The organism is Enhydrobacter aerosaccus, assembly GCF_900167455.1.
In the GTDB taxonomy this organism is placed as follows: Bacteria; Pseudomonadota; Alphaproteobacteria; order Reyranellales; family Reyranellaceae; genus Reyranella; species Reyranella aerosaccus.
In genome coordinates, this window is record NZ_FUWJ01000002.1 from 921366 (window position 1) to 946935 (window position 25570).

27 protein-coding genes are annotated in these 25570 nt (G+C 66.4%); 15 read left to right on the forward strand and 12 right to left on the reverse strand.

Translation table 11 applies throughout. The annotated features are described in order from the left end of the window. Position 1 precedes the first annotated feature (1 nt). Genes B5D62_RS13695 through B5D62_RS13705 form a run of 3 tightly spaced genes read right to left on the reverse strand, consistent with a single transcriptional unit; the run spans position 2 to position 2907 of the window. Complete coding sequence (locus tag B5D62_RS13695; protein WP_085934397.1) at positions 2-1003, reverse strand: ABC transporter ATP-binding protein; 1002 nt, start codon at positions 1001-1003, stop codon at positions 2-4. After that, complete coding sequence (locus B5D62_RS13700; protein ID WP_085934398.1) at positions 1003-1821, reverse strand: ABC transporter permease subunit; 819 nt, start codon at positions 1819-1821, stop codon at positions 1003-1005. Before B5D62_RS13700 ends, B5D62_RS13695 begins: the two co-directional genes overlap by 1 nt. A 27-nt stretch (positions 1822-1848) precedes the next feature. Beyond that, complete coding sequence (locus tag B5D62_RS13705; RefSeq protein ID WP_170920931.1) at positions 1849-2907, reverse strand: extracellular solute-binding protein; 1059 nt, start codon at positions 2905-2907, stop codon at positions 1849-1851. A 189-nt stretch (positions 2908-3096) separates the two neighbouring features. Here B5D62_RS13705 and B5D62_RS13710 point away from each other — a divergent pair, with 189 nt between their 5' ends. Then, the gene (locus tag B5D62_RS13710) at positions 3097-3861 is read left to right on the forward strand and encodes a GntR family transcriptional regulator (protein ID WP_170920932.1); all 765 of its coding nucleotides are present in this window, start codon (positions 3097-3099) and stop codon (positions 3859-3861) included. Positions 3862-3879: 18 nt separating this feature from the next. Here B5D62_RS13710 and B5D62_RS13715 read toward each other — a convergent pair whose 3' ends face one another. The 4 genes from B5D62_RS13715 to B5D62_RS13730 form a co-directional block, all read right to left on the reverse strand. Further along, the gene (locus B5D62_RS13715) at positions 3880-4314 is read right to left on the reverse strand and encodes a hypothetical protein (protein ID WP_139373870.1); all 435 of its coding nucleotides are present in this window, start codon (positions 4312-4314) and stop codon (positions 3880-3882) included. Between the two features lie 10 nt (positions 4315-4324). After that, positions 4325-5533, reverse strand: coding sequence for a CCA tRNA nucleotidyltransferase (locus tag B5D62_RS13720; RefSeq protein ID WP_085934402.1), 1209 nt, complete (start codon positions 5531-5533; stop codon positions 4325-4327). A 16-nt stretch (positions 5534-5549) separates the two neighbouring features. After that, positions 5550-5786: a hypothetical protein gene (locus B5D62_RS13725; RefSeq protein ID WP_085934403.1), complete on the reverse strand. Its 237-nt coding sequence runs from the start codon at positions 5784-5786 to the stop codon at positions 5550-5552. 87 nt (positions 5787-5873) lie between these two features. Further along, positions 5874-6434 carry a CoA pyrophosphatase gene (locus tag B5D62_RS13730; protein ID WP_231714800.1) on the reverse strand — a complete coding sequence of 187 codons (561 nt, stop codon included), beginning with the start codon at positions 6432-6434 and terminating at the stop codon, positions 5874-5876. Between the two features lie 132 nt (positions 6435-6566). Between B5D62_RS13730 and B5D62_RS13735 the strand changes: the two genes are divergently transcribed. From B5D62_RS13735 to B5D62_RS13780, 10 genes are all read left to right on the forward strand, one after another. Beyond that, positions 6567-7580 carry an AAA family ATPase gene (locus tag B5D62_RS13735; RefSeq protein ID WP_085934405.1) on the forward strand — a complete coding sequence of 338 codons (1014 nt, stop codon included), beginning with the start codon at positions 6567-6569 and terminating at the stop codon, positions 7578-7580. A 21-nt stretch (positions 7581-7601) separates the two neighbouring features. Beyond that, entirely contained in the window at positions 7602-8498 is an 897-nt protein-coding gene (locus B5D62_RS13740; protein ID WP_085934406.1) for a DUF58 domain-containing protein, read from the forward strand. 51 nt (positions 8499-8549) lie between these two features. Then, positions 8550-11348 carry a DUF4159 domain-containing protein gene (locus B5D62_RS13745; protein WP_085934407.1) on the forward strand — a complete coding sequence of 933 codons (2799 nt, stop codon included), beginning with the start codon at positions 8550-8552 and terminating at the stop codon, positions 11346-11348. Further along, complete coding sequence (locus B5D62_RS13750; protein WP_231714801.1) at positions 11345-13444, forward strand: hypothetical protein; 2100 nt, start codon at positions 11345-11347, stop codon at positions 13442-13444. The genes B5D62_RS13745 and B5D62_RS13750 overlap by 4 nt, the downstream gene beginning before the upstream one ends. Positions 13445-13544: 100 nt before the next feature. Then, complete coding sequence (locus B5D62_RS13755) at positions 13545-14582, forward strand: DODA-type extradiol aromatic ring-opening family dioxygenase (protein WP_085934409.1); 1038 nt, start codon at positions 13545-13547, stop codon at positions 14580-14582. 76 nt (positions 14583-14658) lie between these two features. Further along, entirely contained in the window at positions 14659-15375 is a 717-nt protein-coding gene (locus tag B5D62_RS13760) for a pirin family protein (RefSeq protein WP_085934410.1), read from the forward strand. A gap of 68 nt (positions 15376-15443) precedes the next feature. Then, on the forward strand, positions 15444-16217 hold the full coding sequence (locus tag B5D62_RS13765) for an SDR family NAD(P)-dependent oxidoreductase (protein WP_085934411.1): 774 nt from the start codon (positions 15444-15446) through the stop codon (positions 16215-16217). A gap of 29 nt (positions 16218-16246) precedes the next feature. Next, on the forward strand, positions 16247-16780 hold the full coding sequence (locus B5D62_RS13770; protein WP_085934412.1) for a hypothetical protein: 534 nt from the start codon (positions 16247-16249) through the stop codon (positions 16778-16780). A 108-nt stretch (positions 16781-16888) separates the two neighbouring features. Beyond that, on the forward strand, positions 16889-17485 hold the full coding sequence (locus B5D62_RS13775; RefSeq protein WP_085934413.1) for a 2-hydroxychromene-2-carboxylate isomerase: 597 nt from the start codon (positions 16889-16891) through the stop codon (positions 17483-17485). After that, positions 17485-17919, forward strand: a complete 435-nt coding sequence (locus B5D62_RS13780) for an OmpA family protein (RefSeq protein WP_085934414.1) — start codon at positions 17485-17487, stop codon at positions 17917-17919. The genes B5D62_RS13775 and B5D62_RS13780 overlap by 1 nt, the downstream gene beginning before the upstream one ends. A gap of 30 nt (positions 17920-17949) precedes the next feature. On the opposite strand, the gene B5D62_RS13785 is transcribed toward B5D62_RS13780, so the two are convergent. The 5 genes from B5D62_RS13785 to B5D62_RS13800 all read right to left on the reverse strand — a co-directional run bounded on the left by B5D62_RS13785 (position 17950) and on the right by B5D62_RS13800 (position 22138). Further along, positions 17950-18939: an NADPH:quinone oxidoreductase family protein gene (locus B5D62_RS13785; protein ID WP_085934415.1), complete on the reverse strand. Its 990-nt coding sequence runs from the start codon at positions 18937-18939 to the stop codon at positions 17950-17952. Positions 18940-18943: 4 nt separating this feature from the next. Then, entirely contained in the window at positions 18944-20779 is a 1836-nt protein-coding gene (locus B5D62_RS13790; RefSeq protein ID WP_085934416.1) for a carbamoyltransferase family protein, read from the reverse strand. 16 nt (positions 20780-20795) lie between these two features. Further along, entirely contained in the window at positions 20796-20948 is a 153-nt protein-coding gene (locus B5D62_RS32890) for a DUF5989 family protein (protein WP_139373871.1), read from the reverse strand. A 21-nt stretch (positions 20949-20969) separates the two neighbouring features. After that, complete coding sequence (locus tag B5D62_RS13795; protein ID WP_085934417.1) at positions 20970-21401, reverse strand: SxtJ family membrane protein; 432 nt, start codon at positions 21399-21401, stop codon at positions 20970-20972. Between the two features lie 80 nt (positions 21402-21481). After that, on the reverse strand, positions 21482-22138 hold the full coding sequence (locus B5D62_RS13800; protein ID WP_085934418.1) for a TetR/AcrR family transcriptional regulator: 657 nt from the start codon (positions 22136-22138) through the stop codon (positions 21482-21484). A gap of 125 nt (positions 22139-22263) precedes the next feature. On the opposite strand from B5D62_RS13800, the gene B5D62_RS13805 reads away from it, so the two are divergent. Genes B5D62_RS13805 through B5D62_RS13820 form a run of 4 tightly spaced genes read left to right on the forward strand, consistent with a single transcriptional unit; the run spans position 22264 to position 25551 of the window. Continuing rightward, positions 22264-22923 carry an HAD-IA family hydrolase gene (locus B5D62_RS13805; RefSeq protein ID WP_085934419.1) on the forward strand — a complete coding sequence of 220 codons (660 nt, stop codon included), beginning with the start codon at positions 22264-22266 and terminating at the stop codon, positions 22921-22923. Positions 22924-22934: 11 nt separating this feature from the next. After that, positions 22935-23489, forward strand: coding sequence for a regulatory protein RecX (locus B5D62_RS13810; RefSeq protein WP_231714802.1), 555 nt, complete (start codon positions 22935-22937; stop codon positions 23487-23489). A 36-nt stretch (positions 23490-23525) separates the two neighbouring features. After that, positions 23526-23876 carry an arsenate reductase (glutaredoxin) gene (gene arsC / locus B5D62_RS13815; protein ID WP_085934421.1) on the forward strand — a complete coding sequence of 117 codons (351 nt, stop codon included), beginning with the start codon at positions 23526-23528 and terminating at the stop codon, positions 23874-23876. Between the two features lie 4 nt (positions 23877-23880). Then, positions 23881-25551 (forward strand): adenylate/guanylate cyclase domain-containing protein, encoded by a 1671-nt coding sequence (locus B5D62_RS13820; RefSeq protein ID WP_085934422.1) that lies wholly within the window; start codon positions 23881-23883, stop codon positions 25549-25551. The last annotated feature ends 19 nt before the right edge of the window (positions 25552-25570 follow it).

Below are 25570 nucleotides of genomic sequence, written 5' to 3' on the forward strand. Positions count from 1 at the left end.
CTCAGTACCCAGGACCGACAAGATGCGACGCTTGGGCCGCGACAGGCATTGTGCGACCGTTGCGCCGGATACGGAACCGCGCGAGTTCCCCAGCCGCAACCCTTGCCGCCTTGCTCACATCGACGATGATCGGCGCGTCGCCGTCAGGGGTTGAACCGGTAACGCGTTGGCGATCGCCCAGGAACTGGACCCGCTCGATGCGCAGGACGACGTCGCAAGGCCCGTCGTCCGCGGCGAGTTCGAGATCCTCGGGTCGCACCAGCCGCCGGTTGCCCTCGTCGTCGGCGAGATAGCTGGCAATCCCCAAGAACCGAGCGACGGTCTCGTTGGCCGGCCGCAAGTAAAGGTCCTGCGGCGTTCCCAACTGCGCCACCTCGCCGCCATGCAGCAGCACGACCTGGTCGGCGAGAACGAAGGCATCGTGCTGGTCGTGCGTGACGAGCACCACCGGGACCGGCAACGGCTCGAGAAGCGCGCGCAACTCTTCGCGGATGCGGTCTCGCAACTGGGGATCCAGCGCCGACAACGGCTCGTCGAGCAACAGCACGTCCGGATTGGCGACCAGTGCCCGCGCGATCGCCACACGCTGCCGCTGGCCACCCGACAGTGTCGACACGTCCCGCTCCGCCAGATGCGCCATCTCGACGATTGCCAGGGCATCGCGCGCCCGCTGCCGCCGTTCGCCACGGCCGACGCCGCGCACGCGCAAGGGGAACTCGACATTCCCCGCCGCCGTCAGATGCGGAAACAGGGCGTGGCTCTGAAACACGTAGCCGATGTGACGTGCCTCGACCGGGAGCGCGGTCACGTCCTGGCCGCCGAACAGCACATGGCCGCCGGTCGCGGGCACGAGGCCGGCCACGATATTGAGCAGTGTCGTCTTGCCCGAACCCGACGGTCCGAGGAGAACCGTCACCGTCCCGGATCGGAAAGTGAGGTTTATGCCGCGCAGGACGTCGGTATGCCCGAACGTCTTCCGGATATCGCGCAAGGTGATGTCCATCACAGCCCCGCCATGTCGGTACGGCCGGCAAAGCGCCGCGCCGCCACGGCCGCGAGCACAGCCGACACACTGAGGATCACGGCCATTGCCGCCGCCGACCCGAATTCGCTGAACGCCATGAACTCCTTGTAGATGGCGACCGCGTAGATCGTGAGCTTGCGGCTGACCAGCAGCGCGACGCCGAACGAGGCGAGCGAGATCAGGAACGTCGACAGCACCGTGCTGGTGAGCGCACCGCGCAGCAGCGGCAGGACGACCAGAAGTGTCTTCTGGACCGGGCTTGCCCCCAGCGTGCGGGCGGCGTCGAGAAGGCGCGGATCGAGCTTCTCGATAGCCTGCGCCAGCAGCAGCGCGGCACGGGGGATCTGGAACCCGAAATAGGCGATCACCAGACCGGGCACGGTATAGGCAACGCCCTTCGTCCACTCCGTGCCGAACAGGGCATGCTCGGCCAGCGGCACTAGGCCGACATTGCCGATCAAGGTGACGACAAGCATGCCGTAGGCGATACCGCCAAAGGCATAGTTGGCCTGACAGAACGCCCGAAGATACACCGCACCGCGGCCGCCACGACCGATCCGCCAACCGGCCGGCAAAGCCAGCAGGGTCGCCGCGACCGATGTGGCCGCACAGAAGACCATGGTGCCGATCAGCGACGATCGAAAATAGGGATCGGCCAGGACCTGGGCGTAATAGGCGATGGTGAACGATCCCTCGGCATCCGTCAGGCTGGTGCGCAGGACCTGCGCCGCCGGCACAAGCACCGCCGCGACCAGGAACAGCAGCAGCATGACGGCCGCACCGCGCGTCAGAGTCATGGTCTCGATCCCTGCCCGCCGCGGCGGCTAAGCCGCAAGACGATAGCGGCGCAACACGTCCGCCAGATCGCCGCCGCGTGTGACGATTTCGGTGAAGGCGCGCTTGAGGTTGGTCACCACCGCCGCCTCGTGCTCGAGATCGAGCGGAATCAGCTTCTCCGGCTCGCCGAGTTCGGCCGCGACCGCCTTGGGCAGCGTCTCCTTGCGGACAGGACGGAAGTAGCTGGCGCCGATGATCGACTGGGCCTCGTCGCCGAGCAGCCAGTCGAAGAACTGTCGGGCGCGCTCCTGATCAGGTGCGCCCTTCATCATCGACATGCCGAGTTCGACGGCCACGACGCCGTCCGGCGGCGCGATCACGACCACCGGCGCGCCCTCGGCCTTGGGCAGGAGGATATTGCCTTCCGCATCGATCAGGATACCGACATCGCCCGTCACCAGGCGCGGCCCCATCGTCTCGCTGCGATACTGGCCGCCATTGTCCGCGAAGGCCTTTAGCCACTTCATGCCCGGCGTGAAGTCGTCCTTGGTGCCGCCCTGGATGAAATTAATGCCGTACGCGAAGGTCGACGCGGTGCCGGAATAGGTCGGCTCCATCATGCCGCACAGGCCCTTGTAGTCGGGCTTCAGCAGATCGTTCCAGGTCTTCGGCAGCGGCAGGTTGTGCTTCCGGAGCACGTCGGTGTTGGCACCGATCACGATGTTCGCCGAGCTCATGGCCCACCAGTGACCATCGCGGTCCTTGCGGCTGTCGGGAATGGCGTCGAAGCCCTTGGGCTTGTACGGCATGGTGACGCCGGCCTTCTTGCCCTCGATCGCGATGTCGAGCGACCAGAACGCGCCATTGACCTGAGGCCGGGCCACTTCCGCCTTCATCGCCGCCAGCGCCGTGCTGGAGCCGGTCTTGAGATCGATCGTGAGCTTGACGCCGGTGCGCTTCTCGTAGGCAGTACCGAGAGCCGCCCAGTTCATGTACTTGGCCGGCAGATCGTAGAAGGGCAGCAATTGCTCGGCCCGCGCCCGCGATCCCGCAAATGTCATCACCGCGGTCGCACCGAACGCACCCAAAACGTCTCTGCGCTTCATAGACTGCTCCATGGATCGTGATTCGGTAAGCGGTGGTACACTTGGCGCTTGCTCGATCACCCGATCCGAGGGAATGAAGAGCCGGCGTCAACTGGTCTATACCAGTCACGCGTGACGGGTGGGTGACGCCGCGGCTATGGTCGCGTGACTCCGATGCCCGGGTAGTGGATGCCAGCGGGAGGGGGCGAGATGGCAAATGCGAACGGCGTCAGGCGCAGACCCGGCGCCTCATCGGCACCGCGCAAGTCGCTTGGCTATGCCGACATCGCCGAACTCGTGCGTCAGGCGATTCCGGCGACCTATCCGCCGGGCAGCAAGATCGCGTCCGAACGCGAGCTCGCCGACGAGTTCAAGGTCAACCGGCATACGGTTCGCCGCGCCCTCAGCGAGCTGGAGCGACAGGGCCTCATCACCACCGTGCATGGCTCCGGCAGCATCGTCGCGCGGCGGCGCATGGAACATCGACTGAGCTACGACACGCGCTTCACGACCTCAGCGGAACTCGCCGGCATGTCCGCCACCACGACGGTCGTGCAGGCGGACGGCGAGCCGACGTCGGACGAGATCGCGCTTGCAAAGGCGCTGGTGAAGGCGCGGCCGAACGGGAAACTGGTCACGGCACGATACGCCAACGGCACTCCGGTGTGCTGGATCCGTCACCTGTTCTTCGGCCTCGATGTCGACGCACTCGCCTCCACATACAAGGAGGGATCGCTCCACAAGCACATCGATCGGCAGTTCGGAGTGCGTCTTCGACGGCGCGAGAGCCATGTCAGCGCCGACCGGCCATCCCCGACGGACGTCCGGCTGCTGTTCGTGCCGCTGGACCTGCCGATCCTGTGCGCCAACAGCGTCAACGTGAATGCGGAGACGGGCCAACCCGTCGAGCTGTCCCTCACCCGCTTTCGCTCCGACGCCGTCGATCTGCGCTTCGACTACGGACCGGCGCTCTGACCGGCCGTCAGCGTCGGCTCAAGCGGAGCGTCGCGAGGCGCGGGTGGACGCCCCCGAGCGCGCGACCACCCATCCGGCGAGGATCGGCGCGGCGAGCAACGTCAGCACCAGAAGCGGATAAGGCACGCCCCACCAGAAGGCGAAGCGATCAAGGAACTCGGGCGCCTCGGTGCCGAACGTCCAATGAGCGTAGAGGAAGTCGACCAGCACCGTCGATGGCGCCCACAGCAGCGTGGCCAGCAACGCCGCCTCGAACCAGCGCGGGCCAGCCGTCCGCCGCGCATGGATGATGGCCAGCAACACCACATAGGGCAGCGGTACGAGAACCTTGTACCATTCGACCGCGCGCACGGTGAGCGCCATGGCGATCCAGGTATCGCCGATCATATCGTTGACCACGATCATGAGGGCGAGCGCGAACCACAGCGCAAGCGTGACACCGGGACGAATCATGACGTCGCTCTCAGGCCGCCTTGGCCAGACGCGCAAGCTCGGCCAGGCAGGCGGCACGATCGGCGACGAAGTCTCCCGCCACCCACCAATCCTCGACCGCGGTCATGAGCGCACCGATCCTCGGGCCGGGCGCGAGGCCGAGCTTCAGCGCATCGCCACCGCCGACCGGTAGTTCCGGGGGCGTCCAGGTCCGGGCAAGGGCAAGGGCCGCCTGCCAGTCGCCGGGTACGTCGACGGCGAGCAGAAGGCGATCGATATAGAGCTTGCTGCCCAGGCGATAGATCTGCGCCCGCCAGGCCTTCGGCCCGCCGGCGAGATCGAGCACGGGCTCGCGCGCCAGCATCACCCCCAGACGCACCGAATCCTGGGTCGACAGCTTCAGGCGCTTGCCGATGGCGGTGGCATCGGCATCGGGCCCCAGCATCGCCGCCAACCGGCGCAGGCCATCGGCGACCGGCTCGCGCCCGATCAGCGCCTTGAGCCGCGTCGTTCCGACATATTCCGGGAGCCAGCGGTCGAGCGCTCCCGCTTCGACCATCGCCTCGACCGCATCGGCCGGCGCCGGCGCCTTGAGCAGCCGCAACAGCTCCTTGGACACGCGCTCCCCCGATAGCGCGCCCAGCGTCCCGGCATTGCGCCGACAGGCATCGAAGCCCGCTCCATCGAGTGGCGGCCTGCCGAACCAGGCATAGAAGCGAAAGAACCGCAGGACGCGCAGGCGATCTTCGCCGATGCGACGGTCGGGATCGCCGATGAAGCGGACCCGTCCCGCCTGAAGATCGCGGCGACCGTCGAACGGATCGTAGAGTGTGCCATCGGCGTCGGCGTAGAGCGCGTTGAACGTGAAGTCGCGCCGCTCGGCATCCTGCAGCCAATCGTCGGTGAAGGCGACAACGGCCCGTCGGCCGTCCGTCTCGACATCGAGCCGCAGGGTCGTCAGTTCGAACGGACGATGATCGATCAGGGCTGTGACGGTACCGTGCTTGATGCCGGTGGGAATCGCCTTGATGTCGGCCGCTTCCAGCGCGGCGATGATCGTCTCTGGCGGCCGATCGACGGCGAGGTCGATGTCGTCGATCTCGCGACCGAGCACGGCGTTGCGCACGCACCCGCCGACGAAGCGCGCGGTCACGCCGGCCGCGCGCAGGGCAGCGAACAGACGTTGCGCGCGCGCATCGGTCATCCAGGCAGGTACCGGAATACGGTCGGAAGGCTTCATCGCAGGAGCGTCATAGTCACGGCGCGAACAAGCCGCCATAGCCCTGATTCTGGGTAAAAAACATCACCAGGAACCCGACGATGACACAGACGAGGCCGGCAATGGCGAGCCAGGTGAACGGCAGGTCCTGCCATTCCGGCAAGGTGCCGGCGAGCTTGCGCTCCTGCTTGATCTTCACGGCCCAGGCCCACAGGAAAAACGCGGCCGTCGGCGCGCTCACGAGGACGATCACCAGCAGCAGGAGGCGTATCAACGGGCCCTCGTGGTCGTTCGGCCGGCGGGCGCCCGCCCGCTTCGGGATCCGGGTCGACCGGCGGGCCGACACTCGAGCGCGGCCATTCTAGGTCCCAGCCGTCAGGATGAAATGCAGGTTCTTGAGCATGCCGGCAGTTGCCCCCCAGATATAGCGTTCTCCATAGGGCATGGCGTAGTAGCGCCGCTCGCGACCCTGCCAGGTGCGAGAGTCGATCCGGTGATTCACTTCGTCGAGGAAGTGCTCGAGAGGCACTTCGAACACGTCGGCGACCTCACGCGGATCCGCATGGAGCGTGAATCCAGGATTGACGACGCCGACGACGGGCGTGATCTCGTAGCCGGTGCCGGTCCGGTAGAGATCGATCGAGCCCACGACATCGACGAATTTGCGCGACAGGCCAACCTCTTCCTCGGTCTCGCGCAGGGCCGTGGCCACCGCGTCGGGATCGTCGGCCTGGCGCCGGCCGCCGGGAAAGGCGATCTGGCCGGCATGGCTGGGCATGTCGTCAGTGCGCTGGGTGAGCAGCACGGTCACGCCGCGGTCGTGCTTGACCAGCGGCACGAGCACCGAGGCCGGCCGCCACCTCTCCGGCGGCGGCACCACCCCGTTCAGGGAGAAATCGCTGCCGATGGGAGGCGGGGCCACGGGCAAACCGGATGCCAAACGTGCGCTTCGATCACGCACCCGGCGTACAATTTCTTCTAACGTCATGCCCTTGTTCCGGCCTCAATTCTGGGCTTCCCTCAACCGTAATCCCATCGACAACAGGAGCGCCTCGTGGCCCCCGACACATCGACCGCGACCGACGCCGACGCCCAGGCTGCCCTGGCCGATATCGAACGGCTCGGCGGGCAACTACGCGCCGCCCGCCTCTCCATCGGCCAGGTCATTTATGGCCAGCAGGACGTCATCGATCAAACGCTGGTTGCGCTCCTGTCCGGCGGTCACCTCCTGTTGATCGGCGTGCCGGGCCTGGCCAAGACCAAGCTGGTGGAGACGCTCGGCACCGTGCTGGGCATGGACGCCAAGCGCATCCAGTTCACGCCCGACCTGATGCCGGCCGATATCCTGGGCTCGGAAGTGCTGGAGGAGTCGGAGGGCGGCCGCCGCTCCTTCCGCTTCATCCCCGGCCCGGTCTTCGCCCAGCTCCTGATGGCCGACGAAATCAACCGCGCCAGCCCGCGCACCCAGTCGGCGCTGCTGCAGAGCATGCAGGAGAAGCATGTCACGGTGGCCGGCAAGCGCTACGACCTGCCCGAGCCGTTCCATGTGCTGGCGACCCAGAACCCGCTGGAACAGGAAGGCACCTATCCTCTGCCGGAAGCCCAGCTCGACCGTTTCCTGCTGCAGGTCGATGTCGGCTATCCCGACGAGGAGGCCGAACGTCAGATCATGATCGCCACCACCGGCGCCAATGTGCCGGTCGCGGTCCAGGCCCTGACGCCGGCCGACCTGATGGCCGCCCAGTTGCTGGTGCGGCGGCTGCCGGTCGGGCAAAGCGTCGTCGATGCGATCCTCAAGCTGGTGCGGGCCGGCCGTCCCGAGACCAGTGACCTCGACATCGTCCGGCAGCGCGTGGCCTGGGGTCCCGGCCCGCGCGCCAGCCAGGCTTTCATGCTGGCCTGCCGCGCACGGGCGATCATCCAGGGCCGCCTGGCGCCCTCCGTCGACGACGTCGTCGCGCTGGCCGGTCCGATCCTGCGCCACCGCATGGCGGTGAACTTCTCCGCGCGGGCCGAAGGCGTGACCATCGATGCGGTAATCGCCCAGATGTGCGCCAGGCTGGCCTAGCGGTTGCAGGTCCCCCAATCGATGCCCTCCGCTTCCGTCCTCAATCGCTCGCTCGAACTCGCCGAAACACTGCCGGCGTTGATGGTGGCGGCCGACCGCGTTGCCGCCACCGTCATCCAGGGCGTGCATGGCCGGCGCCGTGTCGGCCAGGGCGACGCCTTCTGGCAGTACCGGCCCTATCGCGAGGGGGACAGCGTGAGCCGCATCGACTGGCGCCAGAGCGCGCGCAGCCGCAACCTGTTCGTGCGCGAGACCGAATGGGAAGCGGCCGCCAGCGTCTGGCTGTGGCGCGATGCGTCGCCATCGATGCAGTACGCCTCACTGCGCAATCTCGAAACCAAGGCAGAGCGCGCCGAACTCATCACGCTGGCCCTGGCCAGCCTCCTCACTGATGCCAGCGAGCGCATCGCGCTGCTGGGAAGCGGACTGCGGCCCAGCACTGGACGCATCGCGGTGCGGCGGGTGGCCGAGGCGTTGTTCGCCGAAAGGAGCCGCGGCGCCGGCCCGTCCTCGAGCCTGCCGCCGCTGGTGCCCCTGCCGGCGCATGGGACGATCGTGCTGGTGTCCGACTGGCTCGATCCGCTCGACCAGATCGAGGCGATGATCCGCCATTATGCCAGCGCCGGCGTGCGCGGCCATCTCGTGCAGGTGCTCGACCCGGCCGAAGAGGATCTGCCGTTCCAGGGGCATGTGAAGTTCGAGGGACTCGAGGCAGAAGGCCAGCACACGATCCGCCGCGTCGAGGGCGTGCGTGCCGCCTACAGCGCCCGGCTGGCGGCACAGCGCGAAGGCTTGCAGCGCCTCGCCCGCCCCGCCGACTGGACTGTGCATCTGCACCGCACCGATCGGCCGCCGCAGACGATCCTGCTGTCTCTTTATCTCGCCATGGCCGACCTGCGTCGGCTGAACGCGGCCTAGCGCGATGGGCACTTCCTTCATCGGAGTGGCTCGCTCCCCCGAGGACGCAGCATGCTGAATCTCGGCGCCTTCGCCTTCGCCGCGCCCGGCATGCTGGCGCTCCTGCTCGTGCTGCCGGTGATCTACTGGCTGCTGCGTATGATCCCGCCCTTGCCGCGGATCGTGCAGTTCCCGGCCATCCGGCTGCTGATCGGCCTCGAGCCGACCGAGCAGACGCCGATGAAGATGCCGTGGTGGCTGCTGCTGCTGCGCCTGTTGCTGGCGATTGCCCTGATCGTCGCGGTCGCGCGGCCAATCCTCAATCCCCAGGCCGATCTGCCGGGCCATGGGCCGCTCCTCCTGATGATCGACGATGGCTGGGCGTCGGCGCCCGGCTGGGCGACGCGCATCACCCATGCCGAGCGGCTGATCGATCGCGCCGAACGGAGTGGCCGGCCGGTCATCGTCATGGGCACCGCGCCGGCACCGCTGGACGCGCCGACGACGCGCCACGGCGCGCTGCGGCCGGAGGAAGCGCGGACGCTGCTGCGTGCCTTCCGGCCCAAGCCATGGCCGACCGATCGCGCCGCCGCGGCGGCCGAACTCGATCGCATGCAGGTCGATCCCGCCGCCTATGCGGTGTGGTTGAGCGACGGTTTGCAGGATGCGGGCACCGACGCGCTGAGCGAGCGTCTGCGCCGTTTCAGCGGCTTGCAGGTGATCCTGCCCGATCAGGTGACGACGCCGCTGGTCCTGCTGCCACCCGATGCCGAAGGTCGCGACCTCAAGGTGCGCGCCCTTCGTCCGGTCGCCGATGGACCGCGTCGCGCCGCCATCCAGGCCGCCGACGACCAGGGCCGCGTCGTGGCGCGCATCGAGCTCGATTTCCCCGCCACCGGCACGCAGGGCGAAGGCGTCCTCCCCGCGCCAGCCGAGCTGCGCAACCGCATGGCGCGCCTCGACATCGAGAACCAGGGCGGTGCCGGTAGCGCCGTGCTGCTCGACGAACGCCATCGCCGCCGGCCGGTCTCGATCTTGGGCGAGCGCGCCGCCGCCGCCGGCCAGCCGCTGCTGCAGGAAGTCTACTTCCTCGAGCGCGCCCTCGACCCCTATGTCAGCCTGAGCATCGGCGACCGCGAGAACGTGCTAAATCGCAACACCGCGGTCCTGCTGATTCCGGACAGTTCCGCCCCCTCGCCGGCCGACCGCGAGGAGATCGCCAAGTGGATCGAAAGCGGCGGTGTCGCGGTGCGCTTCGCCGGCCCCAACCTGGCCGCCGGCGGCGATACCCTGGTGCCGACACCGTTGAGGCTTGGCGACCGTGCGCTGGGCGGCGTCATGAGCTGGGGCAAGCCCGCCACGCTCGCCGACTTTCCGACCAACAGCCCGTTCTTCGGCATTCCGATCCCCAAGGACGTCCGCATCTCCCAGCAGGTTTTGGCGGAGCCGACGCCGGACCTGGCCGACAAGACCTGGGCCCGCCTTACCGATGGCACGCCGCTGGTGACCGCCGAGAAGCGTGGCCAGGGCTATCTCGTCCTGGTGCACACCACGGCCAATACCGGCTGGAGCAATCTCGCCCTCTCCGGCCTGTTCGTCGACATGCTGCAGCGGCTGGTGCTGCTGTCGCGCGGCGTCGCCGGCGACGGCATCAACAAGGCCCTGAAGCCCTGGCGCACGCTGGACGGGTTCGGCCGCCTGGGCGCTCCCCCTGCCGGCGCGCAGATGCTGCCGGCCGATGCCGACAAGAGCTTCAAGCCCGGCCCCACGACTCCTCCTGGCCTGTATGGCGACGAGAACGCCCAGGTCGCCTTCAATCTCGGCGATCATGTCGCGGCCCCCAAGCCCCTGGTCGTGCCGTCGGGCGCCAGCACCGACCGCCTGTCCGAAGGCGGCGAGACCGATCTGTCGCGCTGGTTCCTGCTGGCCGCGGCGATCCTGCTGCTGGCCGATCTCCTGATCTCGCTGTGGCTGCGCGGTATGTTCCCGCGCGCGCTGCGGCTCCGCCGCGCCGTCCCCGCCGCGCTGGCGCTGACGCTGTTCGGGTTCCTGGCCACTCCACCCGACATCCAGGCGCAGCAACCGGCAAGACCGCCGGTATCGACCCAAGCCGCAGCTCCAGCCACCGACGCGGCCACCGCCGCGCCGCCGCTGACCGATGCCCAGGCGCTGCGCGGCGCCTTGGATGTGCGCCTCGCCTATATCGTCACCGGCGACAAGGATGTGGACGACACCAGCCGCGCCGGCCTGGAAGGGCTGAGCGAGGTACTGCGCAATCGCACCTCGGTCGAGCCCGCCGATCCGGTGGCGCTCGATCTCGACCGCGACGAGCCGCGTCTCTATCCGCTGATCTACTGGCCGATCACCGCGACACAGCCCAATCTGTCGCCGCGCGCGTCGGCTGCACTCGATCGCTATCTGCGCACGGGCGGCATCATCTTCATCGACACGCGCGACCAGCAGATGAGTTTCGACCGGCCGGTCGGCGGCAACCCCGACCTCAAGCGGTTGCTGGGCGGCATCGAGATGCCGCCGCTGGTCAGCATGCCGCCCGACCACGTGCTGACCAAATCGTTCTATCTGCTGTCCGACATGCCGGGCCGCTGGCAGGGCGGCAAGATCTGGATCGAAGCCGGCAACGGTCGCGTCAATGACGGTGTCAGCACCATCCTGATCGGCTCCAACGACTATGCCGGCGCCTGGGCGGTCGACCAGCGAGGCCGCGGCCTGCTGCCGGTATCGCCCGGCGGCGAGACGCAGCGCGAGATGGCGTACCGCTTCGGCGTCAACCTCGTGATGCACGCGCTGACCGGCAACTACAAGGACGACCAGGTCCATATCCAGGACATCATGCAGAGGCTGCGCCGATGAACATGTCCTCGGCGGTTTCCGTCGCCTTCGATCCCCTGCTGTCGTGGACCGTGCTCGCCGTGCTGGGCGGCATTGGCCTGCTGCTCATCCTGATGGGCCTGCGGGCCGGCGCGCGCGGGACGATCTGGCGGCTGGGCGCCATCGCCGTGGTGCTGGCTGCGCTGACCAACCCCTCGCTGGTCGAGGAGAAGCGCAAGCCGATCGCCGACGTGGCCCTGGTGGTGGTCGACGACAGCGATTCGATGTCGATCGGCGAGCGCCGCCAGCAGGTCCAGGCGGCGCGCGAGATGCTGAAGCGCAAGTTCGGCCAGGAACAGGGACTCGAAATCCGCGAGGCCGTGCTGCCGCCGGCGCACATCCAGCTCGGCAGCGAGCGGCCGGGCGGCACGCGGCTGATCGAGGCCATGCGATCGGCGCTTGTCGACGTGCCGCCGGAGCGGCTGGCCGGCGTGGTGCTCCTGACCGACGGACAAGTCCACGACGTGCCGCCGTCCCTGCCGCCGGAACTCGGCGGCGCCCCGCTGCATGCGTTGATCGCCGGCAAGAAGAACGAGCGCGACCGGCTGATCGTGGTCGAACAGTCGCCGCGCTTCGGCGTGGTCGGGCGTCAGGTGACGGCGAAGTTCCGGGTCGAGGATCCGTCCGGCGGCACCGCCCCGGTCACGATCTCGGTCGGCGGCGAGGTCGTGCGGCACATGGATGTGCCGGTCGGAAAATCGGTCGAGCTCCCCATCACGGTCACCAATCCAGGACCCAACATCGTCGAGCTCGAGACGTCGCCGGGCCAGAGCGAGCTGACGCTCGACAACAACCGCGCCCTCTTCACCATCAACGGCGTGCGCGACCGGCTGCGCGTGCTGCTGGTGTCGGGCGAGCCCTATCAGGGCGAACGGGCGTGGCGCAACCTGCTGAAGAGCGACCCGGCCGTCGACCTCGTGCACTTCACCATCCTGCGCACGCCGCAGAAGGACGATTTCACGCCGGTGCGGGAACTGTCGCTGATCGTCTTCCCGATGCGCGAGCTGTTCGAGCAGAAGCTCAAGGAATTCGATCTCATCATCTTCGACCGTTACGAGTCGGGGAACCTGATCACCCGCGATTACTTCCGCAACATCGCCGAGTACGTGAAGGGCGGTGGCGCGCTGCTGGTCTCGGTCGGGCCGGTCTTCGCCACCCAGCGTTCGCTTTATCGCACGCCGCTCGGCGCCATCCTGCCGGCTGCACCGTCGGGTGACGTGGTCGAGCAGGGCTTCAAGCCCAAGATCACCGACATCGGCCGCCGCCATCCCGTGACAGCCGACCTGCCGCAGGCCGGCGCACCGGGCAAGGAGCCGGACTGGGGCCGCTGGTTCCGCGTGGTTACGTCCCGCGCCGAGCACGGCAATACCGTCCTGAGCGGCGCTGACGAGCAGCCGCTGGTCGTGCTCGACCGCGTCGGACAGGGCCGCGTGGCGCAGATCATGTCGGATCAGCTGTGGCTGTGGAACCGCGGCATCGACGGCGGCGGACCTCAGCCGGAACTGGTGCGGCGTGTGGCGCACTGGCTGATGAAGGAGCCCGACCTCGAGGAGGAGGCGCTGCGCGCCACCGCGGTGGGCGGCCATATCGAGATCACGCGGCGCACCCTCGCCACCAGCTTCCCCGACGTGACCATGACGGCGCCGGGCACGCCACCGTCTGGCGGCGCCACGAGCACACTGAAGCTCACCCAGGTCGAACCGGGGCTGGGCCGCGCCGTCGTCGACGTCGACAAGCCGGGCCTTTATCGCTTCGACGATGGGACGCTGCACACCGTCGCCGCCGTTGGAAATCCCGATCCGCTGGAATTCTCCGACGTGCGCGCCACCGACGAGAAGCTGAAGCCCCTGGTGGAAGCGTCCAATGGCAGCCTGATCTGGCTGGCCGATCATTCCGAGCCCGACATCCGCTCGGTACGCCCTGGACGGGCCGCCGGCGGCTCGGACTGGATCGGGCTGCGGCGCAACGAGGGTTACACCGTCGCCGGCATCAACCAGACACCGCTGCTCCCCGGCATCGTCGTGGCCATCGCCTTCCTGATGGCCTTGGGCAGCGCCTGGTGGCGGGAGGGTCGCTAAAGCCCGGCTCCTTCAGAGCGCCGAGAGGCAGAGATTGACCGGCCGCAGGCGCCGGCGACTTGGCGCTGGACGACCCGCGATCAGGGCCTACCATGGCGCCATGGCGGAGATCCTTGCCCTTGGTCTGAGCCACTACCCACCTCTTTGGGGTCCCGACGAGCGCATGTCGTGGATCTTCCAGCGCATGCTCACGAATCCGAGGCTGCCCGACAAGCTGAAGCGGCCCGACGGGTGGCCCGAACCGGCGCGCGCCCAGTGGGGCAACGATCAGGGCACCGCCGAAGCCGGCCGTCATCGCGAGGAGTTGGTGGCATGGTTCCGCAAGACGCGCGCGGCACTCGATGCCTTCAAGCCGGATTTCGTTCTGGTGTGGGGCGACGACCAGTACGAGAACTTCAAGGAAGACGTCGTCCCGCCCTACTGCCTGTTCGCCTACGAGCGTTTCAACTTCGCGACGCCCGCCGGCAACGTGTGGGGCGAGACCGACAAGACGTGGGACCTCGCCGGCCATCCGGCGGCGGCAAAGATGCTGGCTTCGCGGCTGATCGAGGACGGCTTCGATACGGCCTACGCCTACAAGCCGTTGCACCATCCACTCGGCCATGCCTTCGCCAATGCGGTGATGTACCTCGACTACGAACGCAAGGGCTTCGGCTACCCGTTCGTGCCATTCGCCATCAATTGCTACGGTCGCAAGGTGCTCGCGCAGCGCGGCGGGCTGCCGGTGTTCGACCGCGAGATCGGCGAGGCGGATTGGGATCCACCGGCGCCCTCGCCCAAGCGCCTGTTCGACCTGGGCGCGGCGACGGCGCGGATCCTTGCTGAATCGCCCTATCGCGTCGCCTTGATCGCCTCGTCGGGCTGGAGCCATGCTTTCCTGACGCCGAAGAACAACTTCCTCTGGCCCGATACGGCGGCGGACCTGCGCATGTTCGAGGCGCTGAAACGGGCCGACTGGGCAGCCTGGCGCAACCTGCCGGCGGAAGCCGTCGAGGACAGTGGGCAACAGGAGATATTGAACTGGTCGTGCCTCGCCGGTGCCATGAGCGAGCTCGGAAGGGTGCCGAAGGAGACAGTCTTCATCGACACCTGGATATTCAATTCGACCAAGACGTTCCTGATCGCTCCGCCGGCATAGCCGCAAAGACCGTTACCAACCGGAAACTTGTTTCATCCTCCGGTGGCGCCATTTTGCCGCCAAGAGGTAAACAACCATGATCGAACGCAGACCATTCGAAAAACTGGGCAAGTCGAATCACGGCTGGCTCAACGCCAACTTCCATTTCAGCTTCGCCGAGTACCGCAATCCCGAGCGCATCCATTGGGGCGCGCTGCGCGTGTGGAACAACGACCGTATCGCCCCGCAGTCCGGCTTCCCGCCGCACCCCCATCGCGACATGGAGATCGTGACCTACGTCATCAAAGGCGCGATCACCCATCAGGATCACCTCGGCAACCAGGGCCGCACCGAAGCGGGCCAGATCCAGGTGATGAGCGCCGGGAACGGCATCCAGCATGCCGAATACAACATGGAGCAGGACGAGACCGAGCTGTTCCAGATCTGGATCATGCCCAACAAGCAGGGCGTACCGGCGCGCTGGGAAACGGTGCAGTTCCCGGCCGAGGCGCGCGACGGCAAGCTGGTGCCGTTGGCGTCCGGGCGCGGCCATTCGGGTGCCATTCCGCTCTATGCCGATGGTGCGCTCTATGCCGGCACGCTGAAGGCGGGCCAGACGATTCGCCAGAAGCTCGACGGCAAGCCGGCCTATCTGGTGCCGGCGAAGGGCAAGATCGAGCTTGTGGGCGCCGACGGCAAGACCGTGACGCTCGATACCCGTGACGGCGCCGCCGTCGTGGACGAGGCCGAGATCGAGCTCAAGGCCAGCGAGGATGCCGAGATTGTGCTGGTCGAAACGGACAAGCTGAACTGACCTCGGCTTACATTGACGGTGGGAACCGGGCGGGCTTTGATCCGCCCGGTTTTCATTTGGGGGAACGCATGGCCTACAAGGGCTTCGATCTGACGGGCAAGGTGGCGCTGGTGACCGGCGGCAATGGCGGCATTGGCCTCGGCATGGCCGATGCGCTGGCCGAGGCCGGGGCGGACGTCTGCATCTGGGGCACGCGCGCGGAGAAGAACGAGAAGGCCGTGGCGCAGCTCAAGAAGCACGGCCGCAAGGTCCATGCGCAGATCGTCGATGTCGGCGACGAGAAACAGGTCGAGGCCGCCTTCGCCGAAACCGTGAAGGTGATGGGTCATGTCGACAACTGCGTCGCCAATGCCGGTGTGTCGGGACGGGGCAAGGGCTCGATCCTGGAGATGGACACCGAGGAATGGCGTCGGGTCCTGCGCATCAACCTGGACGGCGTGTTCTTCACCTTCCGGGCGGCGGCTAAGCACATGGCCGAGCGCGGAAAGGGCGGCTCGCTGGTGGCGATGGCCAGCACTGCGGCAATCGAGGGCGCGGCACGGTCCAGCCACTACGGCGCCAGCAAAGGCGGCGTCTGCGCCATGGTCCGGGCGCTCGCGGTCGAGCTCGCCCGCTACAACATCACGGTAAATTCAATCCTGCCCGGCTGGATCGAGACCGAGATGACGGCCAATGCGGTCGCCAATCCGAAGTTCGCCGGCAACGTCCTGCCGCGTATTCCGGAGCGCCGCTGGGGGACCGGGGCCGACTTCGGTCCGATCGCGGTCTATCTCGCCAGCGATGCGACCCGGTACACGACAGGGCGCGACTTCGTCATCGATGGCGGCTATACGCTGTTCTAGGTTCCATGACAGGCAGGGGAGCAAGGCTCATGATCAAGTGGACAGGGTTGGCAGCGATCGCGCTCGGGATTTCGGTTGCTTCCGCCTCGGCTCAGACGCCCACCAAACCAGTCTCTGCTCCCGCCGCGACGGCCGCCAAGCCGGTGCCCAGCGAAGAGCGCTATGTCGGCTACTATTATCCCAAGCCGACCTCGACCGAGACCTATACCTCCCAGCTGCAGACCATCGCCGGCGTCGACCGGGCCCAGCGCATCCAGTTCGTGACCGTGGTGTCTCAGGGCACCCTGCAATCGACCTATCGCGTGCCCTATGCCGTGTTCGCCAAGGGCGACAAGGCCGAGCACATGATCATCGTCGGCCTGTCGTCCGGTGAGCTGAACACGATCTACCGGATCCGCGCCCTGCTGGCCAACATGACCACCATGTCGCGCACCTCGCCGTTCTTCCAGGAGCATACGGTCGCCGAGGACGCGACCTTCTTCGATCTCCTGAAGCTGCTGGGCTTCCACGACGTCACCGTGACCGATGGCGACAAGATCGCCCATCAGGTGACGATCAAGTAGCGCTTCCTCGCGAACCAGGCGGCGCCGCCGCTTGTGCACGCCCTCGGCAAACTTTCTTGAGCCGCGCCGGCTGCCGGCGCAGGCTCGGCCGGTTTCCGGGAGGAATCGATGTCACGCACGCTTGAATTCTATTTCGACTACGGCAGTCCCTACAGCTATCTCGCCGACACGCAGGTGGAAGGGATCGCGGGGCGCACAGGCGCAACGCTGACACGCAAGCCGATGCTGCTGGGCGGTGTGTTCAAGGCGACCGGCAACAGCTCGCCGGCCGAGCAGCCTCTGAAATCGAAATGGAGCGCCTTCGACATGCCGATGTGGGCGCGCCATTACGGCGTCCCCTTTCAGCGCAATCCCCACTTCCCCGTGAATACGCTGGCGCTGATGCGCGGCGCCGCTGCGGCGGAGCTGGACGGCACCTTCGAGATCTATCATCCGGCCATGTTCAAGGCGATGTGGGTCGATGGCCGAAATCTCAACGACCTCAAGGAAGTGGCCGCGGTCCTGATCCAGGCCGGCCTCGACGCCGCTCACATTGCCAAGCGGATACAGGACCAGGACGTGAAGGATCGTCTCAAGGCCACCACCGACGAAGCCGTGGCGCGAGGCGTTTTCGGCGCGCCGACATCGTTCGTGGGCGAGATGATGTTCTTCGGCAACGACCGTTTGCCGTTCGTCGAGCAAGCTCTCAAGGGAGAACAAATTTGATGCGAGTCGCTGCCCTTTTCGTTGCCGGTGCGCTGGTCGCGGCCAGCCCGGCGCTGGCGCAGACGGTGGCAACGTGCCCCGTCGGCACGGGCGCAGCGGCGGAATCGCAACCGGTCTGGATCCTGTTCGATCTCGGCAGCGCCAAGCTTCGACCCAATGCGAAGCCGGCGATCGCCGAGGCGGTCCGGACGGCCACGGCGCGTCAGTCGGTCAAGGTCTGCGTCATCGGTCAGACCGACAAGCTCGGCGACAAGAACTACAATGCCCGGCTGGCACGGGAGCGGGCCCAGACGGTGGCCACGGAACTCGTCCACGCGGGACTTTCAGCCAGCAAGGTCGTCATCGCCAGCAATCCCGAAGCGTTCGGCAATCTGAGCTTCGGCGAACGCAATGCCCAGGAAGAGGATCGCCGGGTCACGATCGTGTTCCGCTGACAGCTTCCCGCCTGCGGGCCGGCGATGGTACTAAGGCGCCGCCATCTCGATGACGGCTTTGCCGACCACCTTGCGGTCCAGCAGTGCCTGGAAAGCGTCGGCCACGCGCTCCATGGGAAAGCGATGCGAGATATGCGGCCGCATCACACCCAGCGCCGCCAGCCGTGGCAGCTCCTCGACATAATCGCGGCCCAGCTCCGGAGAGAGTCGCTGGACCGTCTCTCCGGCGCGGACGCCCAGGATCGACAGGCCCTTGATCAGCACGTGATTGGACATGATCCGACTCGGGCCGCCCGACGTGAAGCCGACCACCAGCAGACGGGCGCCATAGGCGGCGGCCCGCAAGGACTTCTCCAGCACCTCGCCACCCACCGGGTCGTAAATCACATTGGCGCCTGCGCCGCCCGTCAGGCCTTTCACCACGGCGACGAAATCGCTGGTGCGATAATTGACGACCTCATCGGCGCCCTTGGCCTTCACGATGGCCAGCCTGGCATCGTCGCCGCCGGTCGCGATCACGCGGGCCCCGAGATGCTTGCCGAGCTGGACGGCGGCAAGTCCGACGCCGCCCGACGCGCCATGCACCAGCAGGACCTCGCCCGACTTGAGCTGCCCGCGATGAACCAGGGAGTGGTAGGCGGTCTGCGCAGCGACGCGGAAGCCGGCTCCTTCCGCCTCCGACCAACCCTCCGGCAACGGCAGCAACGGACTGGTTCCCGGCAGCTTCACATATTCGGCGAATGCCCCGGGACGCAGATTGAACATCACGCGATCACCGGGTCGCCAGCGCTCGACCTCGCGACCCACGGCGTGGATCGTGCCCGCCCCTTCGATGCCTGGAATGAAGGGCAGCGCCGGTTTGTGCTGATAGGCGCCGGCGACGGTCAGGATATCGGGGAAGTTGATGCCCGCGGCCCCCACCTTGACCACGATCTCGACGGGCCCGGGCTCGGGGAGCGGCCGCTCCTCAACCCGCAGCACCGAGGGCTCGCCCAAGCGATCGCAGACGATCGCCCGCATGCGGCTAGTCGAGCTCGAAGGCGTTCTTGTAATCGAGCTTCAGCGACGGATCCTGATCTTCCTTCTTCAGGAAGCAGTTACCGACCACCAGAACTTCGATCTCGCTGCCCATGAAGCAGCGGAAGGCATCCTCGGGTGTGCAGACGATCGGCTCACCGCGCACATTGAACGAGGTGTTCACGACCACCGAGCTGCCGGTCTTGGCCTTGAAGGACGAGAGCAGATCGTAGAAGGCCGGGTTGGTTTCCTTGTGCACGGTCTGGATGCGGCCGGAATAATCGATGTGCGTCACGGCCGGGATGTCGGAACGCGGCACGTTCAGCTTGTCGATGCCGAACAGCTTCTCCTCGTCAGCCGTCATCTTCCGGCGGCGGCTCTCCACCACCGGCGCGACCATCAGCATGTAGGGGCTGTCGGTGTCGATCTCGAAATACTTGTCGACGTCCTCGCGCAGCACCGCCGGTGCGAACGGGCGGAACGACTCGCGGTACTTCACCTTGAGATTGAGCGTTTTCTGCATCGACGGCGAACGCGCATCGCCCAGAATGGAGCGGGCGCCGAGCGAGCGCGGACCGAACTCCATGCGGCCCTGCATCCAGCCGACAGCCTTCTCGTCGGCCAGCGCCTGGGCGGTCTGGTCGATCATCTGGTCACGCGTGAGACGTGTGAACTTGGCGCCGACCTTGGTCAGACGCTCGGCGATCTCGTCGTCGCTGAACTCGGGGCCGAGATAGGAGCCGGCCATGCCGTCCTTTTGGCCGTTGAGCTTGCGCGGCTGGCCCATGAAGCCGTGATAGGCGGCATAGGCAGCGCCAACCGCGCCACCGGCATCGCCAGCCGCCGGCTGCACCCAGATATTCTCGAAGATGTTCTCGCGCAGCAGCTTGCCGTTGGCGACGCAGTTCAGCGCCACGCCACCGGCGAGGCAGATATTCTTGGCGCCGGTTTCCTTCTTCACCGCGCGGCCCAGCCGAATGACGATCTCCTCGGTAACCGCCTGCACCGATGCCGCCAGATCCATGTGATGCTGGGTCAGCAATTCCTCGGGCTTGCGCGCCTTGCCGCCGAACAGCTCGCCGAACTTGTCGTTCGTCATGCGCAAGCCGGTGCAGTAGTCGAAATACTGCTGATCGAGGCGGAAGCTTCCGTCCTCCTTCAGATCGACGATCTTGTCGAGGATCAGGTCTTTGTATTTCGGCTCGCCGTAGGGCGCGAGGCCCATGACCTTGTATTCGCCAGAGTTGACCTTGAAGCCGGTGTAATAAGTGAAGGCCGAATAGAGCAGGCCGAGCGAATGCGGGAAGTGAATCTCCCGCAGCATCTCGAGCTTGTTGCCCTGACCCCAGGCCAGCGAGGTGGTCGCCCATTCGCCGACGCCGTCCATGCACAGGATCGCCGCCTCGTCGAACGGCGACGGAAAGAAGGCCGACGCGGCGTGGCTCTGGTGATGTTCGCCGAACAGCAGGCGCTTCTGCCAATCGAACTCCGGCTGCCACTTCTTCATCTCGTCGCGCAGCAGCGTCTTCTGGAACAGCTTCTCCTTCAGCCACAGCGGCATGGCCATGCGGAAGGAGGTGAAGCCGCGCGGCGCGTAGGCGAGATAGGTCTCGATCAGTCGCTCGAACTTCAGGAACGGCTTGTCGTAGAAGGCGACGTAGTCGACGTCGCCCAGCTTGATGCCGGCCGTATCGAGACAGAACTCCACCGCGTTCTGAGGGAAGCCCGCATCGTGCTTCTTGCGCGTGAAGCGCTCTTCCTGCGCCGCGGCGACAAGATGCCCGTCTTCGACCAGCGCCGCGGCGCTGTCGTGATAGAAGGCCGAGATTCCCAACACACGCATGAAGTGCGCGCTCCGATCAGAACAGGGTGTAGATGAACGGCGCGATGGCCGATCCCTTGGTCAGCACGATCAGGCCGCCGAATACCACCATCATGATGAGGATCGGCAGCAGCCAGAACTTCTTGCGTTCCCGCATGAAGGCCCAGAGTTCGACGATGATGGAGCCCATTCGAAGACGGTCCTTTCGAGATCAGAACTGGTTGCGCATGGATTGCGGCGGCGGTCCGGGCGGCGTCCGGTCGATCCAATAGCTCCGGGCGCCGCGGTCGAGCTTCAACCGCAGGAAATCCTTGCCGCCGGCGCGCATCAGCAGGCCGATCGGCGTGATCGTGAGAAAGAAAAGGAGGCCGAGCACGATCGGGTTGACCACCTTGTAGAGGAGCAACCCGAATTTCAGCCACAGCCGATTGAGTGGATTGAGGATGCGCGGATAGACCAACGCGACCAGCAGGAACGCCACCGCCAGCGGCAGCGTCCAATGCCAGCCCGCGTGGCCGCGCCACCAGGAAAGGCCACTGACAAGGGCGAAGAACCCGGCGAAGACCAGACCGAATCCTCGGTCTGATCCCGCCTTCACATGGTCGTCGCGCGAATAGTCCTCGTGTAACTGGCTAGTCGCCATTCGAAGCTGTCGGATCCCTAAAAAAGCGGGCCCTTAAGTCCCCGATCGTTACCGCCAAGTCAATCGGCGCGAACGCTAACTTATTGCTTGGCTGTTCCCAGCCCGTGTGCCAGCAGCGCCCGCAGGGTCAGACGCCATACGGCGGCGGCCCGTTCGAGGCTCAGTCCGTCACGACGACGCAGGACGATCCAGGCATCGAGTGACAGCGCGGCGCCGATCGCGTCCGCGAGTTCCTCGCGCGCCGTTTCGCTCAAAACGGCGAACTCGGGAGCGAAGACTTCCATGGTTGCATCACGCAACTGTTGCCGCAGCGCCAATCCGCGCTCAAGAAGAGCCGGGTGATGGACGAACTGGCCGGCCGCAACGCGCAGCGGGACAGCCTTGTCGAACATCTGGATCAACCCTTCGACCAGGGCATCGATCCGTGCCTCCTGAGGCTGGTCAGCCGGTGGCGGTGCCGCAACCGGGATCTCCTTGCTCATGCTGTCAGCCACAGTCACGAAAAGTGACTCGACGTCGCCGAAATGCTGGAAGACCGAACGGACCGAGACGTCGGCTCGCCGCGCGACACCCACCACCGTGGGAGCCTCGCTGGTCTCCTCGATCATCGCCTTGGCGGCCTCGATGATCTTGCGGCGGGTCGCAGCCGCCCGCCTATTGCGTCCATCCGTCCGGACCAACTCGTTAACTTCAACTGCCACGGCGTTGCCGCGCGGCATAACCGCTGCTTCGCTCATTTGCACTTTCCCGACCGGAGTGATGACATACGGGTAGGAACGACCTGGCCCGTTGCCTGTGGAGGGCGTGAGATATAAGCCGACTGCGGCAGGAACAAGGTGAAGACGGTCGCACTGTGACGAATATGAGCCATGCAAATTTCCCGAAGGCGGTCCTCTGGGATTTCGGGGGAGTCATCCTAACCAGCCCCTTCGAGGCCTTCCGACTCTACGAGCGCGAGGCCGGACTCCCCGAAGATTTCATTCGCACCCTGAATGCGCGCAATCCCGACACCAATGCCTGGGCGAAAATGGAACGAAGTGAGGTATCGCTGGAGGACTTCGTCACCTTGTTCGAAGCCGAGGCGTGCGAAGCCGGATACAGAATCGACGGCTGGCGCGTCCTGCGGTCGATCAGCGGCGACATTCGGCCGCAGATGGTCGAGGCCCTGCGACGCTGCAAGGCCTCCTTCCGAGTGGCCTGCATCACCAACAACATGAAGAACGGCGAAGGTCCCGGTATGGCCCGCAGTCCTGAAAGCGCCGCGGCGGTGGCCGAGGTGATGGCACTGTTTGAAGAGGTGATCGAATCGAGCAAGTTGGGACTGCGCAAACCGGATCCGCGCATCTATCGCCATGCCTGCGAGCTTCTGGGCGTCGAACCCGAACACTGCGTCTACCTGGACGATCTCGGTATCAACCTGAAACCCGCCCGGGCTCTCGGTATGCGCACCATCAAGGTGGGCGATCCCCTTGTCGCGATCGCCGAGCTCGAAGCGATCGTCGGCATTCCCCTGCGCGACTGACGGATCGCGTCTTGAAGCGGCCGGCGCGTCCCATCACTGCCCAGTACCTCCAGAACGCGGCCACGTTCTATCTGGAACGCTATGCCAGCACGGCCGACAGGCTGCGGCGCGTGCTGAACCGGCGGGTACGCCGAGCGGAGATCGCGGGAGCGCCCATCATGGACGGTGTCCAGCCCGCGATCGAAGCCATCATCGCGAGGTTCGTCAACGCCGGCATGATCGACGACAAGGCGTTCGCGCAAACCAAGGCACGGGCCCTTCATCGACGCGGCACATCAACCAAGGTCACGCGCCAGAAACTGAAACTCGCCGGTGTCGATGACGATACGCTCGCGCAGGCCATCGCGGGCCTCGACCAGGAACTGGACACCGATCCGCGGCAACGGGAATGGAAGGCCGCGATCGCTCTTGCTCGTCGACGGCGCCTCGGTCCTTATCGCCCGGAGCAGGATCGCAAGGAACTGCGGGCGCGCGATCTCGCTGCCATGGCGCGGGCCGGTTTCGATTACGACCTTGCCCGCAAGGTGATCGACGCGACGACCGTCGAGTCACTGGACGAAACCTGAGCGGATCGCCAAGGTCCGCGTCCGGAGAGGAAAAAGATGACCATCACGATCTGGCACAATCCCCGCTGCAGCAAATCGCGTCAGACGCTCGAATTGCTGCACGAGAAGGGCGTGACGCCGAAGATTCGCGAATATCTCAAGGAGCCTCCGACCAAGGCCGAGGTCGAGAAGCTGATCGAGCTGGTCGGAGGCGATCCCGCCGCTCTCGTTCGCGACGGCGAGGCCGAGTTCAAGGCACTGAAGAAAAAGAAGGCCGAGCTCAGCAAGGCCGAGATCGTCACCGCGATTGCGGCTCACCCGGTCCTGTTGCAACGACCCATCGTCGTCGCCGGCTCGCGCGCGGCCATCGGCCGACCGCCCGAAGCGGTGTTGCCGCTGCTGAAGTAGGCGCATGGTCGGCCGGCTTCGCCTGTGGTCAGCGTATATCCTTTTCTTCTACGTCATCACCCATCTTCTCAATCACGCCTTGGGGCTGATCTCGCTGCGGGTGGTCGAGGAAGGACGACACTGGTTCGTCTTCCTGTGGCATGGCCTGCTTGGACAGATCCTGCTCTACGGCGCCCTGCTGGTTCATCTCACCCTGGCCTATTGGGCGCTGCTGCGCCGCCGCACGCTGCGATTGACGCCCTGGGAATGGACGCAGTTCATCCTTGGCGCGTCGATCATTCCGTTCGGCACGCTGCACGTTGTCGGCACCCGCATCGCTCACGACTATTTCGGCGTCGATACCGGATATCCCTGGGTGCTCGGGTCCCTGATCGCCGGGACGTGGCTCGGCGTGGCTCGGCAGTTCGGCCTCGTGTTGGTGGTCTGGATCCATGCCTGCATCGGGCTGCACTTCGCCTGGCGCCTGCGACCCTGGTATCGAACCTGGTTGCCCGCGCTCTACGCGGTCGCGCTGCTCGTCCCGGCCGCGGGGCTTGGGGGCGCGGCCATCGCCCTGCGCGATTTTGCCGAGCTCGCACAGCAGCCGGGCTTCCTCAACAACATTTTCGATCTGGTCCACGCGCCGGATCGGGCCGGCATCGCGTCGCTATATGCAACGTCGGATATCCTGGTCGGCCTATCGGGGGCGCTGCTGCTCGCCTGCTTCGGCGCCAGGCCTCTGCGCGATCTGTGGGAGCGACGAGCCGGCGTCGTGCACCTCAATTACGGTGAAGGCAGAACCGTTTCCGCGCCCACTGGCCTCTCGATCCTGGAAATGAGCCGCTTGGGCCGCATTCCCCACGCCTCGGTGTGCGGAGGTCGCGGCCGCTGCTCGACCTGCCGGGTGCGGATCGGTGGTCCCGACCGTGCGTTGCTGCCTCCACCCGCGCCGGACGAGCAGAAGGTGCTGGCACGGGTCGGCGCGCCGGAGAATGTCCGTCTCGCCTGCCAGCTTCGCCCGCCCCCCGGCCGCTATCGCGTCACGCCTTTGCTGCCGGCGTCGTCCGGACCGGTCGAAGCCTATCGCCGTCAACCACAGGCCCATGGCGGCGAGCGCTTCGTCGCCATCCTCTTTGCGGATATCCGCGGCTTCACGTCGATCTCCGAGGGCCGCCTGCCCTACGACGTCGTCTTCCTGCTCAACCGCTATTTTCGCGCCACCGGACAAGCCGTGCAGGCTGCGGGAGGTCGGCTCGACAAGTTCATCGGCGATGGCGTCATGGCCATCTTCGGCCTCAACAGCGAACCACAGAAGGCCTGCCGCCAGGCGCTCGACGCAGCGCGGCGCATGAGCCTGGCGCTCGACGATCTCAACGAGGCGCTGTCGGGCGATCTCGATCAACCGTTGCGGATCGGCATCGGCCTGCATGCCGGGCCGGCCATCGTCGGCGAGATGGGGTTCGAGCGCACCTCCTCGCTCACCGCGATCGGCGATACCGTCAACACGGCGAGCCGGCTTGAGACCCTGACCAAGGATTTCGGTGTCGAGCTCGTTGTTTCGGAGGACCTGCTGGCCCGCGCCGGCGTCGAGCTGCCGGACTCACCGCGATACGAGGTCGAGATCCGCGGACGTCATGGCCATCTGTCGGTCCGCGCCCTTGCCCGCGCGGCCGATCTCACGACCTTGTCATCTTAATTTCGTTGCCTCGACCGGT